Origin of the sequence: Roseateles amylovorans, from assembly GCF_025398155.2 — a bacterium.
Classification (GTDB): domain Bacteria; phylum Pseudomonadota; class Gammaproteobacteria; order Burkholderiales; family Burkholderiaceae_C; genus Roseateles; species Roseateles amylovorans.
Genome location: NZ_CP104562.2, coordinates 567,729 through 582,654 on the forward strand (window position 1 = coordinate 567,729; position 14,926 = coordinate 582,654).

Here is a 14,926-nt window from a genome sequence, read left to right on the forward strand (position 1 = left end):
CCGGCGTCGTCAGATGACCAGGACCGCGTCCGGCAACTCGTTGCGTGGTGGCATGTCGGGCGTGGGCGGGAAGTGCGAGGCCAGCAAGGCCTCCACGGCGCGGATCGCCTCCTGCAAACCGTCCTCGAAACGCCCCTGGCGCAGAGGCTCGCCCAGGCCGTCGATGATGGCTCGCCACTGCGCCGCGCTGACGCGACGATTCAAGCCGCGGTCGACCACGATCTCAATGGCGTGCTCGGCCAGCAGCAGATAGATCAGCACGCCGTTGTTGTGTTCGGTGTCCCACACGCGCAGCTTGCCGAACATCGCCACGGCGCGCTCCCGCGCGCTGGCGTGACGCCACAAGTAGCTCAGCGGCAGGCTGGCCTCCACGCAGATGCGGATCTCGCCGGTGTGGCTGCGTTCGCTCTCGGTGACGCGAGCGGACAGCCGGGCCAGCGCATCGGCCGGCAACACACGTTTCGCATCCGCTTCATCCCAGAGGCGATGACGCAGGAAGCGGCGCCACTTGCCGACCTTGGGTGGCGCGGAGGGTGTACCCGTGGGGGTTGAAGGGCTCATCACCAGTCTCCTGACGCACCGCCGCCGCCGAAGTCGCCGCCGCCGCCGGAGGAGAAGCCGCCCCCATCGCCGCCGCCCCCGCCCCAACCGCTTCCGCCACCGCCGCCCCAGATGACCGGAGGGACGATGACGCCGCCGGCACGGTGGCTGCTTTGTCGATAGTTGCCGAAGGCGTTGCCGCTGCCGGTCCGCCGTCGCGCGGCGCCAATGCCCAGCAGGCCGACCAGCATCACCGATCCGAGACCCGCCGCCAGGCCCAGGCCCAGGCTGCCGCTGAACAGCCAGCCCAGTCCACCCGCCGCCCCCCCGGTGAACATACTGCCGAGCTTGCGGCCGAACATCGCGGTCAGCAGCGCGCCGACCAACGGGGTGCCGATGAAGAAGAGGGCAGCGAGTTCGCCGATGTCCAATGAGTTGGACGAAGCGGACCCCTTGGCCCGCGGTGTAGGCGCCGGCAGGTGCTCGCCGCGGATGCGCGCCTGCAGCGAGTCGACCGCCCGGTTCAGGCCGCCGGCGTAGTCGCCGGCCTTGAAGGCGGGCGTGATGTCGCGCTCAATGATCTGTCGCGCGGCCAGATCCGGCACCGCGCCCTCCAGCGCCTTGGAGGTCTGGATATTGATGCGCCGGTCCTGCTTGGCCACGACGATCAGCAGGCCATCGCCCACCTCGCGGCGTCCGATCTTCCAGGCGTCGCCCAGGCGCTGCGCGAAGGCGGCGATGTCCTCCGGTGCGGTGGTCGGCACCAGCAGGATCACGATCTGCGGCCCGGCCTCCTGTTCGAAGGCCGCCAGCTTGCGCTCCAGCGCCTGGCGCTGCTCAGGGCTGAGCGTGGCCGTGCGATCGATCACCCGGCCGGACAGCGGCGGCACCGGCTGCACGTCTTGCGCCTGGGCCACCGACGCACCCATCAGGCCGACACTGCCGGCCAGCAGGGTCCACATCGCCAACAGGCGCCAGATCCAGCGCGGCATCGTGTGACCGCCGCCTCAGTTCGAGGCCGGCGATGCGGCAGGGGCCGGAGCGGGCGGGGTGGCCGGCGTCGTGGCCGCAGGCTTGTCGAAGTTCACCGACGGCGGCGCCGAGATCGCCGCTTCGTTCTGCACGGTGAAGTTGGGCTTGACCTCGTAGCCGAAGACCTTGGCGGTGAGGTTGGTCGGGAACCGACGGGCCAGCACGTTGTAGTCCTGCACTGACTTGATGTAGCGATTGCGCGCCACCGTGATGCGGTTCTCCGTGCCCTCCAACTGGACCCGCAGATCGCGGAAGCCCTGGTTGGCCTGCAAGGTGGGATAGCGCTCGCTCACGGCCAGCAGTCGGCTCAGCGCGCCGGACAGCTCACCCTGCGCCGCTTGGAAGCGCTTGAGCGCCTCGGGATCGCGGGCGAGTTCCGGGGTGACCTGGATGCTGGTGGCCTTGGCGCGGGCTTCAACGACCTTGGTCAGGGTCTCCTGCTCGAAGTTGGCTTCGCCCTTCACCGTGTTGACGATGTTGGGGATCAGGTCGGTGCGGCGCTGGTACTGGCTCAGCACCTCGGACCAACTGGCCGTGACCTGTTCATCCAGGCTTTGGAATTCGTTGTAGCCGCAGCCGCTGAGCACCAGCGGCGCCGCGATCACCAGTGCGGCGCTCAGCCGACGCGCGACGGACGTGGAACGGGCGGCCGGGGCCGGGCGTGCTGTGTTCATCGACGGGGTCATCGAGGTTCCTCCTTGTGGGGTCCCATATCGTTCGCGGGCCGGGAATTTCAAGCCTGCCTGCAGCGTGCTTCAAGGCTGCTTTCCTCCAACTTGCTCATCGGCCGCATGGCCTCATGACTCGGTGGCTGGAATACCCCGCGGCCAGCGGCAGGGTCGGCCGGGGCGCGGGCAGTATCCCACGCGCATCGACAGGAAAAGCCTGACCGGGACGGCCGACATGCGCGTCGTCAACAACGTCGTGTCGACAGCGCAGGAAGTTCGGCAGAGCTTCCCTAGATAATGCCGCTCCATGAGCGCTCCACTGCACAACGACACCTTCCTGCGCGCCTGTCTGCGCCAGCCCACGGACTACACGCCGGTCTGGCTGATGCGCCAGGCAGGACGCTACCTGCCGGAGTACCGCGCCACCCGCGAGCGGGCCGGCAGCTTCATGGGGCTGGCCACGAATCCGGACTACGCCACCGAAGTCACCTTGCAGCCGCTGGATCGCTATCCGCTGGACGCTGCCATTCTTTTCAGCGACATCCTCACCGTGCCCGATGCCATGGGCCTGGGCCTGAGCTTTGCGCAGGGCGAGGGGCCGAAGTTCGCCAAGGTGGTGCGCGACGAAGCCGCAGTCAATGCCCTGGCGGTGCCCGACATGGACCGCCTTCGCTATGTGTTTGACGCCGTCACGTCGATCCGCCGCGCGCTCAATGGACGGGTGCCGCTGATCGGCTTCTCCGGCAGCCCCTGGACCCTGGCCTGCTACATGGTGGAAGGCGGCGGCTCCGACGACTACCGCCAGGTCAAGAGCCTGATGTATGCGCGGCCTGATCTGATGCATCGCATCCTGTCGATCAATGCGGACGCGGTCGCCGCCTATCTCAATGCACAGATCGATGCCGGCGCGCAGGCCGTGATGATCTTCGACTCCTGGGGCGGCGTGCTGGCCGACGGCGCCTTCCAGGAATTCAGCCTGGCCTATTCCCGCCGCGTGCTGTCGCAGCTCAAGACCGAGCATGAAGGTCGCCAGGTGCCGCGCCTGCTGTTCACCAAGGGCGGCGCCCTGTGGCTGGATGAGATTGCCGACGCCGGCGCCGACGTGGTCGGCCTGGACTGGACCGCCAACCTCGGCCGCGCCCGCGCCCAGGTGGGCGGCCGGGTGGCCCTGCAAGGCAACCTGGATCCGAATGTTTTGTTCGCGCCGCCGGCCGCCGTGCGAGCCCAGGCCCGCGCGGTCCTGGACAGCTTTGGCGCGCCTCAGCGGGCCGATGGCGGATGGGATGGCCACATTTTCAACCTCGGCCATGGCATCAGTCAGTTCACGCCGCCCGACACCGTGGCCGAACTGGTCGATGAAGTCCACCGCCACTCGCGCATCCTGCGTGGCGCATCCGCGTCGAGGTGAACGGCGGAAGGGGATCGCCTGCGTTGGTCCCGCAGGGGGCTTTCCGGGTGTTCAATCCCGGGTCTGGCAAAAGTTCCGCGGCAAGTTATCCCCAAAAACGTGCATGTCACTGAAACGCAGCACAGGGAAGTCCCGAGAGCTAGGGCTTTCCCCGATGGGCGGCTAAGTGGTTGATTTGCAAGGCCCCTGCCGGTTGAAGTCGCCACCGATGCCCGACCGCCTTGGCGACAGTTCTCCCCAGGACTTCGAGATTCCCCGCTTTTTTCCCACAAAGTTATCCACAGGGCGACGCAGGCTGTGCAGACGCTTGGAAATCATGGACTTGGCGCGTTCTTCTAAGACGGGGTCTGAGGCATCGGAAGGCGTTCGCCGTGGCTGACGCGACGTTGACCGGCGAGGCGACAGCGCTGCAGCGCGTGCGGGTGGCGGTCGATGCGCCGCAGCACAGCGGACTGACCGGTCCGCTGGACTATCTCGGCCCTCAAGACCTGGCACCCGGCACGATCGTGAAGGTCGGGCTGGGGCGGCGTGAGTCCATCGGCATCGTTTGGGACGCGGCGGCTGTCGACGAGGACGCGCTGGCCGAAAGCGAGCTGCGCCCCATCGGCCAGGCCCTGGAGTCGCTGCCGCCGCTGTCGGACCGCTGGCGCCGGTTGTTGGAGTTCGCCGCGGGCTACTACCAGCGCAGCGTCGGCGAATTGGCGGTCTCCGTGCTCCCGCCGCAATTGCGCGACCTCGATGCCAAACAGCTCCACGGCCGGCTGAAGAAGCTGGACAAGGCCGAGGCGCGAGCGGCGCAGGCGCTGCCATCGCGCTCGGTCGATCCAGGCGTGGCGCCGCCGGCGACGGCTTCCTCAGCGGAAGACGACGCGCTGGCCATGCCAGACCCGCCGCTGGATGATGGCGAAGCCGCCGCCACAGCCTCCGGTGAGGCCGAGCTCGACGCCACGCTCCCCCTCTCGCCGCCCCCGCTGACGGCTCAGCAGCAAACGGCACTGGACGCGGTGCGCGCGTTGTACGCGGTGGATCCGCCGCCGCCCGCGCTTCTTTGGGGGCTGACCGGCAGCGGCAAGACCGAGATCTATCTCCGCGCGGCTGAAGATGCGCTGCTGCGGGGTCAGCAGGTGCTGGTGCTGGTGCCGGAGATCAACCTGACGCCGCAGTTGGAAGCGCGCTTCGCGGCGCGCTTCAGCGGCCATTCGATCGTCTCGCTGCACAGTCGGCTTACCCCGGCCCAGCGGCTGCGTCATTGGCTCAGCGCCCACCTCGGTCGGGCGCAACTCGTGCTGGGCACGCGGCTCGCGCTGTTCGCCTCGATGCCGCGCCTGGGCCTGATCGTCGTGGATGAAGAGCACGATCCGTCCTACAAGCAACAAGACGGGGCGCGCTACTCTGCGCGCGATCTTGCGGTGTATCGGGCCCATCTGGAGCGCATTCCGGTGCTGCTGGGGTCGGCCACGCCGTCGCTCGAAAGTTGGCAGCATGCGCTGAGCGGTCGCTACCGCCGCATCGATCTGACCGAGCGCATCGGCGGTGGTGCGTTGCCGCGGGTGCGTCTGTTCGACATGAACCGGTTGGAGCGCAAGAAGGGCGTGACCACCGCGCTGTCCATGCCGTTGCTGGAAGCGATGCGGCAACGCCTCGCGCGAGGCGAGCAAAGCATGGTGTTCCTGAACCGACGAGGTTATGCGCCAGTGCTGCACTGTGACCAGTGCAACTGGAAGAGCGACTGCCCGCATTGCAGCGCCCATCAGGTCTTCCACAAGGAGGACCGCACCCTGCGCTGCCACCATTGCGGCGTTGCGCAGCGAGTCCCTCGCGCCTGTCCCAGCTGCGGCAATCCCGACATCGCCCCATTGGGTCGCGGCACGGAACGGCTGGAGGAGCAACTGGCCGCGGCCTTGCCGGGCGCTCGCATCGCCCGCATCGACGCCGACACCACCAAGCTCAAGGGCAGTCTGGAGGCGCAACTGACGGCGGTGCATGACGGGGAGGTGGATGTCCTGGTCGGCACGCAGATGGTGGCCAAGGGGCATGACTTCCGGCGCATCACGCTGGTGGCGGCGGTGAACCCAGATGGCGCCCTGTTCAGCAGCGATTTCCGCGCACCGGAACGGCTGTTCTCGCTCCTGATGCAGGCGGGCGGGCGCGCCGGACGCGATGCAGCGCAGGCCGGCCGCAGCGAGATGTGGATCCAGACCTGGTATCCCGAGCATGCGCTCTACCAGTCGCTTCAGAAGCACGATTACCAGGCTTTTGCGAGCAGCCAACTGGCCGAGCGACAGTCCGCCGGGCTGCCGCCGTTTGCGCATCTGGCCCTGGTGCGTGCCGAAGGCCGCACGGTGGAGGCGGCGCGGGAGTTCCTGGTCGCGGCGCAGGAGGCCGCGCAACAGTTGCCGCTGTCGCTCGGACTGCTGATCTACCCGCCGGTGCCGATGTCGATGGCGCGGGTCGCCGACGTGGAGCGTTTCCAGATGCTGATCGAAGCTGGCAACCGGGCGCAGCTGCAGCGCTTCCTGCGCGACTGGTTGCCCGATCTGCACGGGCTCAAGAAGCGCCACAAGGGATTGGTCCGCTGGGCGGTGGACATCGATCCGTTGGTGATCTAGGGGTGGGTCGGGTCGAGGCGGTGTCCTGTGAGCACGAAGAGAAGCACGGCGGCGCAGCAGTCCAGGAGACGGGCGGCTACAGCAACCCCGCCAAGGCCACTTCCAACCGCGCCCAACCGTCCCGCACCGCGTCACTGATGGCTCGTTGCTCGACCGCGATCGCAGCGTCATGCTCCAGCTGGCGTGCGACGTCGGCCGCTTCCGGATGGCCGAGGGTCAGCAGCACGCTCTTGAGACTGTGCGCCAGATGGCGCATTGCCTGCGGGGCATCTTCCGCAACCGATCGGCGGCCGGTGTCGATGTCGACGCGAAACTGCGTCCGGCAGCGCGCCAGGAACGCCTCATACAGCGCCACATTGCCACCGAAATACTGGTCCATCGCCGAGGGATCCAACGTGCTGTGCCTGGCCGGTGACTCGACGGTGCTTGCGCGGTCGTCCGCCGACCGGGCCGCGTGAGGCGCCAGCGCTTGCTGCACCTCGCGGATGCAGGCGTGCAGGTCGGCCAGCGAGCAGGGCTTGGACAGAAAACGCGTCACACCCAGCGCCTCCAGCTGCGGGCGCACAGGCGCAGTCAGTCCCGCACTGAAGGCCGCCAGCGACGCGTCGCCCCGCAGCTCCGGGCGCTCCTTCAGCAGCTGCAGCAGGTCCAGCCCGGATCGACCGGGCAACATCAGGTCGGTGACGATGAGGTCGTACGGCTGCGCAGCCAGCGAGCGCAGCGCCTCGTCCACCGACCGGCAGACCTGCAACTGAACCGGCTCGTCCTCCAGCGCCATCGCCACGAAACGCTGCAGGGAGGCATCGTCCTCCACCAGGAGCACGCGAAGGCGCTCGACCATCTCAGGCGCCGGCAGGAACGGCGCCTCGCAGGCGGAGCGCTGCGGCCGTCAGCAGTCCCGGCAGATCGGCCACCAGGCGCGGCTTGTGCACCACCGGCAAACCGGCCAGGGCGAAGGCATAGGGCGCCCGCTGGTCTTCATCCAGCGCGGTCACGAAGATCAGCTCGCTGTGAGCGAACTGGGGTTGTGAGCGCAGGCTGGTGACCAGTGCTGCACCGTCGATGCCGGGCAGCAGGATGTCCACCAGCAGCACGTCCGGCTGCAATTGGCCATACATGACCAAACCGCCGATGCCGTCGTTGGCGGTATGCAGTTCCAGCTCCGGGAACTGTTGCTGGATCAGCAGCGAGACCAGGTTCTGGTAGTGCACCGAGTCCTCGATCAGCAGGACCCTCAACTTGCGCGGCCCTTCATCGGCCAGCACCGGCTCCGACGCCTTCGTCGGCGCCAGGCCGCGTCCGGTCAGCCAGAGGTCCAGCGAGGCCCGCAGGATGCGCCGGTGGCCTCCGGGTGTGCGCCAGGCTTGCAATTCGCCACGATCGACCATCAGCTGCACCGACCGGACCGCCATGCCCAGGCGCTGCGCGACTTCGCGGGTGCTGAAGTCCTCTTGCATGTCATCGGTTGGGCGAGCAATAGCAGTCATGCAGCGATTTTGCCGAATTTCTGATGTGTATCGATGGGGAGTCCCCCCATTTATAAGCGCTAAAACTGATAGGTGATGTGAGGGTCGCCCAACTGGCGATAAGGTTTTGTCGATTGAAGGGTCGATCCTGGGTCAACCACCGTGCCGATGAAGGTGCCCATGACCTTGTCGATGATTTTGCCGATGACCGTATGGAAGACCCTATGGGTGACCGAAGCGACGGGGGCGGATGGCCGCGCCACCCCGCACCGTGCGCGCTTCGCCGGAGGCATCAGAACTCTGGTGCAATGGACCAGGAGGACATGCCGATGATGCTTGGATTCCCCACCGCACCCGCACCCGCCACCGCGTCCTACCCACGGGCGCGTCCGCCTGCCCTGGGCGCATCCAGGACCATGGCGAGCGTGGCCGCCCTGGCCGCCCTGGTCACCCTGCTGGCGGAGCCAGGGCCTGCGTCTGCCGCCGTGTTGGCTGCTGCTGCTGCTGCTCGATTTCCGGGCGCGCGCCCCTCTGATGCCGTCTCAGCGCCCCGCAGCGCGTCGTCGATCGAGACCACCGCCCCGCTGGCGGGCGCCGCCCGCGCTGACACGGCCAGCCCGACCTTGCGTCGCATCGCCGCCCGCGGGCAGTTGAGGGTGTGCATCTGGCCGGACTATTACGGCGTGACCTATCGTCATCCGCGGGATGACACCCTCAGCGGCATCGACATCGACCTGTCCGCCGCCCTGGCCAAGGATCTCGGCGTGCGCCTGAGCTATGTGGAGTCGTCGTTTCCGCGGCTGGTGGACGATCTCAACGCCGAGCGCTGCGATGTGGCGATGTTCGCGATCGGTCAGCTGCCGCAGCGTCAGGCACTGCTCGCTTTCACCCAGCCCTATCTGCAAAGCGACATCTACGGCGTGACCACCCGCGCCAACCGCGTCGTCAAGCGATGGGAAGACATCGATCAGACCGGTGTGGTGGTGGCGGTTCAGGCCGGCACCTTCATGGAACCGGTGATGCGCCAGGCACTGACCCACGCCCGGCTGCTGGTGGTGCATCCGCCCGCGACCCGCGAACGGGAGCTGGAGTCCGGCCGCGCCGATGTGTTCATGACCGACTATGCCTACAGCCGACGGCTGCTCGACAACGCCGACTGGGCCCGCCTCGTGGCACCGCCCCGGCCCTTTCACGTGATGCCTTATGCCTATGCGATGAAGCAAGGCGATCCCGCCTGGCAGGCGCGGATGGACGCCTTCGTCTCCGCCATCAAGCGCGATGGCCGCCTGCGCGCCGCCGCTCAGCGCCATGGGCTGGCCGGCATCGTGGTCCGTTGACGCCGCCAACCTTCGCCAACCCTCGCCGACATGCTCGAACCCGCCGTCCGATCACTGCACCGCCTGCGCACCGCCACCCTGGTGGGGGCCATCGTGCTGTCGCTGGCCACGCTGGCTGCGCTGGTCGGGCCGGCGTGGGTCGGTCGGGAGGAGGCCCTGACCGATGCCCGCGCCCGCGGCGAGTTGCTCGCCCAGTTGATGGAGGCTGACGCCAATCGAACCATCGAGACTGCGGCGCTGGCCCTGCATGCGTTGGGTGACACCCTGCGCATGCCCGACAGCGAGACGCATGATGCCGATCACCTCAGCGAGCACCTGACCCATGTGCTGGTGGGGTTGCCGTTCATGCGCAGTGTCTCGCTGCTGGATGCGGACGGCCGGGTCCTGTCCAGCACGAATCCCGACGACCTGGGTCTGCAGATCGATCTGGCGCAACTTGGCCGCCTGCCCGCACCGGACCGCGACGCGCTGCTGCCGCTGCGCCCCGGCCGGTCGCTGGTCGACCTGACCGGCCATCCGCCTCCGTTCAAGGCTGGGGTCAGCATGCTGCCGCTGATGCTGCAACTGCCAGTTCCCAGCCCGGACACGTCCGGCGAGGCGGGTCCGGACGCGACGCTGGCCAAGGCGCGCTGGTTGCTGGCGCTGATCCATCCCGACGCGCTGGCGCAGGTCCGGCAACAGGCGCTGCCGTCCACGCGCAGCACGGTCTGGCTGGCGTCGACCGATGGGCAACTGCTGGCGGCGATGGAGACGCTGCCTCAACAACCTGGCGAACGCCTGGTCGGCCATCCGGCATTCGAGCAACTGCAGCGGGGCCGGGAGCACGGCAGCTATCTGGGGGCGGGCGTGCTGCCGGGTGACCTGGTCGTCGCCTGGCGCGCTTCGCCGCGTCGGTCGCTGATGGTGGGCGTGGAGCAGCCGAAGGCGGAGGTGCTGGCGGGCTGGCGCTCGGACCTGGGCTGGCTGGTGCTGATCGGCCTGTTCGCCTTCAGTCTCATCGTGCTGGCGACGGTGGTGGTGCGGCGCAGCCTGCAGGCCCGCGCCGACGCCATGCAGGCGCTGCAGCAGGCGCATGAGCAATTGGCCGACCGCGAACGCGACATGCGGGTGCTGCTGCGCAGCGTGCAGGAACTGATCTTCCGCACCGACCCGCTGGGCGTGCTGACCTTCGTCAACGCGCGTTGGACGACCATGCACCATGGCCGTCCCGACGAGGCCGTGGGGCGGCGCCTGACCGATCTGGCGGAACCGGCCGACCGTGCAGGGTTGACGGCCCTTTTCTGCGACGAGGCCGGCCCCCGCAGCGTCGAGGCATCCATTCGCAACGGGGAAGGTGAGTTGCGCCGCTACGTGATTGCCGTGGTGCCGCTCATGCGGGAGACGCAACTGCTGGGCTATGCCGGCAGCGCTGTCGACGTGACCGAGCGGGTGGCGGCCGAACGGCTGACCCGGGAGGCGCGTGATGCGGCCGAAGCCGCCTCGCAGGTCAAGACCGAGTTCCTGGCCAACATCAGCCATGAGCTGCGCACGCCGCTGCAGTCCATCCTTGGATTCTCCGAACTGGGCATGCAGCGCAGCGGTGATCAGGCCAAGCTGCGCGCAATGTTCGAGGACATCCATGGCTCCGGACAGCGCATGCTGACGATGGTCAATGACCTGCTGGATGTGGCGAAGATCGAAAGCCCGCTCGGGGCCTTCGAACTGGAGCGCCATGACCTGTGCGACCTGGTGCGCGAAGTGGCCCATGAACTGGCCCCGCTGACGGCCAAGCGCAGCCTCGCGCTGCAGTTGGACCTGGCGCAGCCGCTGCCGGCGCGGGTGGACCCGGGGCGCTTCCAGCAGGCGGTGCGCAACATCCTGGCCAATGCGATCCGGTTTGCGCCGTCGGGAAGCGCCCTGGACGTGCACGGCGAGATCACCGCCGACGGCGAACTGCACCTGTGCGTGGCGGACCGGGGCCCGGGCATTCCGGAGGCAGAGCTCGAGCGCATCTTTGATCCCTTCGTTCAGTCCAGTGTCACCAAGGACGGCTCCGGCGGCACCGGATTGGGCCTGCCGATCAGCCGCAAGATCATCGAGGTCCACGGCGGACGATTGCAGGCGCGCAACCGCATCGGCGGCGGGGCGGAGTTCCATCTGCACCTGCCGCAGCGCGGCGCGACCGACACCGTCCTCGCCGAATTGGCGGCACATCCTGATGGCGCGACGGCCGCGCATTGAGCGCAGGCCCGTGCCTTGCCCTCGCATTCCGGTGACATCGGGTCACGCGAACGTCGGAGTCGCTGTGCGATGCTTGCCGGATCAGTTCGGATCAGTTCGGATCAGATGAGATCGGGCCACGCAAGGCGGATCGCGGCGGTCAGCCGCCGGGCAGGCAGGGTGAGTCCAGGAGCCAATCATGAAATGGGAAGGTCAACGCGAGAGCGACAACGTCGAGGACATGCGCGGCAGCAGCGGGGGCGGCGGTGGCTTGCCGATGCTGGGCGGTCGCGGGCTGGGCATTGGCGGTGTGGTGATCGCCCTGATCGCGGGCTGGATCTTCGGCATCAATCCGCTCACCGTGCTTGGACTGCTGCAGGGCGGGAGCGCTGCGCCGACGCATCAGGGTCCGGCGCCGTCCCGCTCCGGCGAGCCGGCGCGCAAGCCGCAGGATGAGGGCGGTCGCTTCGTGTCGGTCGTGCTGGCCGATACCGAGGACGTCTGGACCCGCGTGTTCCAGGCCGGCGGCAAGGCCTATCGCGCACCGACGCTGACCCTGTTCAGCGGCCAGTACCCGACCGCCTGCGGTCGCGGTCAGGCGGCGATGGGACCGTTCTATTGCCCCGGCGACCAGCATGTCTACATCGACCTGAGCTTCTATGCGACCTTGCGTGACCGGCTCGGCGCGCCGGGGGACTTCGCGCAGGCCTATGTGATTGCGCATGAGGTGGGGCATCACGTCCAGCACCTGCTGGGCATTACCGACAAAGTGGATGCGGCGCGGCGTCGCCAGTCGGAGCGCGAGGCCAATGCGATGAGCGTGCGGCTGGAGCTGCAGGCCGACTGTTTCGCCGGTGTGTGGGCCCATCACTCGCAACAGTCGAAGGGATGGCTCGAAGCGGGCGACATCGATGAAGCGCTGAATGCCGCCGCGCAGATCGGGGACGACACCCTGCAGCGCCGCGGCAGCGGGCAAGTGGTGCCGGAGAGCTTCACCCATGGCAGCAGCGAGCAACGCCAGCGCTGGTTCAAGCGTGGCTTTGGTCAGGGCGCGGTGAAGGACTGCGACACCTTCTCGGTGCGGCAGCTCTGACGCCGTCAGCGGCTTGGGGCGCCCGCCCAAGCGCTCGGGGCGCAGAGCTCAGGGCTTGGCGGCCTCCGCTTTCGGATCACCGACGCAGCCCTTGAGCCATTGGCTCATCTCCCACTGCACCTGACCGGCCGATTCGCGGGCGGCATAGCCGTGGGCCTCGAAGGGCAGCAGCACATAGCGGGCGGTGCCGCCCAGTCCGGCCAGGGCCTGGTAGAGGCGTTCGCTTTGCAGGGGGAAGGTGCCGGAGTTGTTGTCCGCATCCCCGTGAATCAGCAGCAGCGGTTCCTTGATCTGCTGGGCGAAGAGCAGGGGCGAGAGCTTCAGGTAGACGTCCTTCGCATCCCACAGGGAGCGCCGCTCGCTCTGGAAGCCGAACGGCGTGAGCGTGCGGTTGTAGGCGCCGCTGCGCGCAATGCCGCAGCGAAACAGCTTGGTGTGCGCCAGCAGATTGGCCGCCATGAAGGCGCCGTAGCTGTGGCCGCCGATGGCCACGCGGCGGTTGTCGACGGTGCCCAGTTCCTCGGCCTTGTCGAGGATGGCGCGCGCATTCATGGTCATCTGCTCGATGAAGGTGTCGTTCATCGTCCGCGCGTCGCCGACCACCGGCATGGTCGCATCCATCAGCACGACGTAGCCGTCCATCAAGAGGTTCAGCGGGCTGATGCCGCTGAAGTTCATGAATCGGTTGGGCGACCCGCTGAGCTGGCTGGCGATGGACGCATCATTGAACTCCAGCGGATAGGCCCAGACCAGGGCCGGCCGTCGCTCGCCTTCGCGCAGATCCGGCGGCAGGTACATCCAGAAAGAGAGTTCCACGCCATCGCTGCGCTTGAAGGTCACCAGTTCGCGCCGCACCGCACGCAGTTGCGGCGTCTGATCCCGCAGACGGGTCAATGCGACCGCCTTGCCGCCTTCACGCAGGATCAGGTTGGGCGGCTCATGTTCGGCTTCGCGCTGGGTGAGCAGGCGCTTGTCGTCCAGCACCGCCAGCGGCACTTCATAGGCGCCGTCCGAGGACTGGAACACACGCTGCACGCTGAGGTCGCGCAGCGAGATCTTGTCCAGGAAGGGCCGATCGCCCTTGGGGCTGGCGCCCTGGCCGACCAGCAGCAGATCGCCGCCCAGTGTCTGCACGGCTTGCTGGCCGTTGGGCAAGGGACGCATCAGCGGGGCGCCGGGATGCCGGTAGCGTTCCCTCACCGAGTGCTCGAACAGCGGCCGGCTCTGCGTGCCGCGCAGCGGCAGCAGGTAGGTGCGGGTCCAGCCTCGGCTGCGGTCTTCCTCGCTCAGCAGCGCATGCAGGCCGTCATCCAGGAAACGCAGCCGGGTGAAGCGGTATGGCATGCGCTGCACTTCGAAGGGATCGCCGGTGTAGGGCGGATCCAGCCGCATCACCCGGTCGCGAAATGCGGCGCGGTTGTTGGGATTGCCGCCGTCCAGCGCCTCGACCCAGTAGACCGCGGCGTCCTTGGTGGGCGAGGCATAGAACACGCGCGGTCCGGGCAGGGCGCCATCGATCGCCACGCCTTGCTTGAGCGGCATCTTCGCCAGCTCACGGATCACCTTGCCGTCGCGCTGGCGGATCTCCACCACGGTGGGGAAGTCGTCAAAGGTCAGGTTGTAGCTGAAGGGCCGGATCAGCCGCTCGGTCAGCAGCGCCTGGCCGTTGCCCACGGCGGAGATGCTGGTGAAGAGTCCCGGGGTGCCCAGATCGCGGCTCTGGCCGCTCGCGATGTCGACCAGCGTCATCTGCGAGCGGGCGTAGTACTCGAACAGGTCTTCGTCGCGGGGCGTGCGCAGCAGGTCGGCGTAGGTGCGTTCGGGCGAGGCGCGACCGTGGGTTTCCTGGATCGCCGGTCCGCTGTGAGGCCGGTTGGGGACCGGGCCGCGCGAATCGGGCACGGTCAGCACCACGACCTCGCGAGGGCTCAGCCAGGCCATGTCGTCCGGATCGATGGTGTTGTTCAGGCGCAGGTTGTAGATGCGCCAGAGCTGGCCGTTGCTGGTGGCGCCGACCCACAGCTCATCGGCGGTGTCGGTGCGGCGGGCCAGCAGAAAGCGCTGGCCGTCCGGCGCCCAGGAGAAGCTGTGCCAGAGACCGCCGGCGGGCAGCTCCACGCTCCGCTCGGTGGCGTCGGGTTCCAGCAGGGACCGGAGCCGCAGATGCTGGATGCCCACGATCGACTGCGGCGTCGCGCTGCGCGGATCGAAGCGGGCACCGGCCAGGCGCATCACCGGGCGAGCCAGCTCGTCCAGTGGGGTGTAGCGGCGCTGTTCCACCAGGGCCAGCGTCTGGCGATCGGGCGAGGGCAGCAGCCTCGGCTGGGCCGGCGCATCCAGCAGCTCGCGAATGGGCGGCGAGGGCTGCTTGTAGAGCGCCGGTGATTGGGCCTGGGCGGTGCTCAAGCCGGCGGCGAGCGCGGCGAGCATCGCCATCCAGGCGAGCGACTGACGGAGTCGGGACGGGACGGCCAAGGTCGGTTGCATGGGCACCAAGTATCGCTGCGCTAGGATCGGCGCCCATGACTGAACCGCTCGCGTCCCTTCCGTCCTCGCCCCCCTCAACCGGGTGGG

Annotated in this window: 11 protein-coding genes; 5 read left to right on the forward strand and 6 right to left on the reverse strand. The window is 68.2% G+C overall.

Features of this window, described 5'->3' with window-relative positions; all coding sequences use genetic code 11:
* Positions 1 to 9: 9 nt before the first annotated feature.
* The 3 genes from N4261_RS02465 to N4261_RS02475 are packed head-to-tail and all read right to left on the reverse strand — an operon-like array spanning position 10 to position 2,258.
* Complete coding sequence (locus N4261_RS02465; protein WP_261758655.1) at positions 10 to 561, reverse strand: TPM domain-containing protein; 552 nt, start codon at positions 559 to 561, stop codon at positions 10 to 12.
* A complete protein-coding gene (locus N4261_RS02470; RefSeq protein ID WP_261758656.1) occupies positions 561 to 1,532 on the reverse strand; it encodes a TPM domain-containing protein in 972 nt (323 codons plus the stop codon). Before N4261_RS02470 ends, N4261_RS02465 begins: the two co-directional genes overlap by 1 nt.
* 15 nt (positions 1,533 to 1,547) lie before the next feature.
* Complete coding sequence (locus tag N4261_RS02475; protein WP_261758657.1) at positions 1,548 to 2,258, reverse strand: LemA family protein; 711 nt, start codon at positions 2,256 to 2,258, stop codon at positions 1,548 to 1,550.
* A gap of 289 nt (positions 2,259 to 2,547) precedes the next feature.
* Between N4261_RS02475 and hemE the strand changes: the two genes are divergently transcribed.
* Together hemE and N4261_RS02485 are read left to right on the forward strand one after the other, a co-directional pair.
* Positions 2,548 to 3,648 (forward strand): uroporphyrinogen decarboxylase, encoded by a 1,101-nt coding sequence (hemE, locus tag N4261_RS02480; protein ID WP_261758658.1) that lies wholly within the window; start codon positions 2,548 to 2,550, stop codon positions 3,646 to 3,648.
* A gap of 371 nt (positions 3,649 to 4,019) precedes the next feature.
* On the forward strand, positions 4,020 to 6,257 hold the full coding sequence (locus N4261_RS02485) for a primosomal protein N' (protein ID WP_261758659.1): 2,238 nt from the start codon (positions 4,020 to 4,022) through the stop codon (positions 6,255 to 6,257).
* Positions 6,258 to 6,333: 76 nt separating this feature from the next.
* Here the strand turns inward: N4261_RS02485 and N4261_RS02490 are convergent, their stop codons facing one another.
* Together N4261_RS02490 and N4261_RS02495 are read right to left on the reverse strand one after the other, a co-directional pair.
* A complete protein-coding gene (locus tag N4261_RS02490) occupies positions 6,334 to 7,098 on the reverse strand; it encodes a hybrid sensor histidine kinase/response regulator (RefSeq protein ID WP_261758660.1) in 765 nt (254 codons plus the stop codon).
* A gap of 1 nt (position 7,099) precedes the next feature.
* The gene (locus tag N4261_RS02495; protein WP_261758661.1) at positions 7,100 to 7,744 is read right to left on the reverse strand and encodes a response regulator; all 645 of its coding nucleotides are present in this window, start codon (positions 7,742 to 7,744) and stop codon (positions 7,100 to 7,102) included.
* A gap of 308 nt (positions 7,745 to 8,052) precedes the next feature.
* Between N4261_RS02495 and N4261_RS02500 the strand changes: the two genes are divergently transcribed.
* The 3 genes from N4261_RS02500 (at position 8,053) to ypfJ (ending at position 12,352) form a co-directional block, all read left to right on the forward strand.
* Positions 8,053 to 9,060 (forward strand): substrate-binding periplasmic protein, encoded by a 1,008-nt coding sequence (locus N4261_RS02500; protein WP_354005396.1) that lies wholly within the window; start codon positions 8,053 to 8,055, stop codon positions 9,058 to 9,060.
* A gap of 30 nt (positions 9,061 to 9,090) precedes the next feature.
* On the forward strand, positions 9,091 to 11,280 hold the full coding sequence (locus N4261_RS02505) for a sensor histidine kinase (RefSeq protein WP_261758662.1): 2,190 nt from the start codon (positions 9,091 to 9,093) through the stop codon (positions 11,278 to 11,280).
* Positions 11,281 to 11,458: 178 nt separating this feature from the next.
* Positions 11,459 to 12,352, forward strand: coding sequence for a KPN_02809 family neutral zinc metallopeptidase (ypfJ, locus tag N4261_RS02510; RefSeq protein ID WP_261758663.1), 894 nt, complete (start codon positions 11,459 to 11,461; stop codon positions 12,350 to 12,352).
* Between the two features lie 48 nt (positions 12,353 to 12,400).
* Here the strand turns inward: ypfJ and N4261_RS02515 are convergent, their stop codons facing one another.
* Positions 12,401 to 14,839 (reverse strand): alpha/beta hydrolase family protein, encoded by a 2,439-nt coding sequence (locus tag N4261_RS02515; RefSeq protein WP_261758664.1) that lies wholly within the window; start codon positions 14,837 to 14,839, stop codon positions 12,401 to 12,403.
* Positions 14,840 to 14,926: the final 87 nt, after the last annotated feature.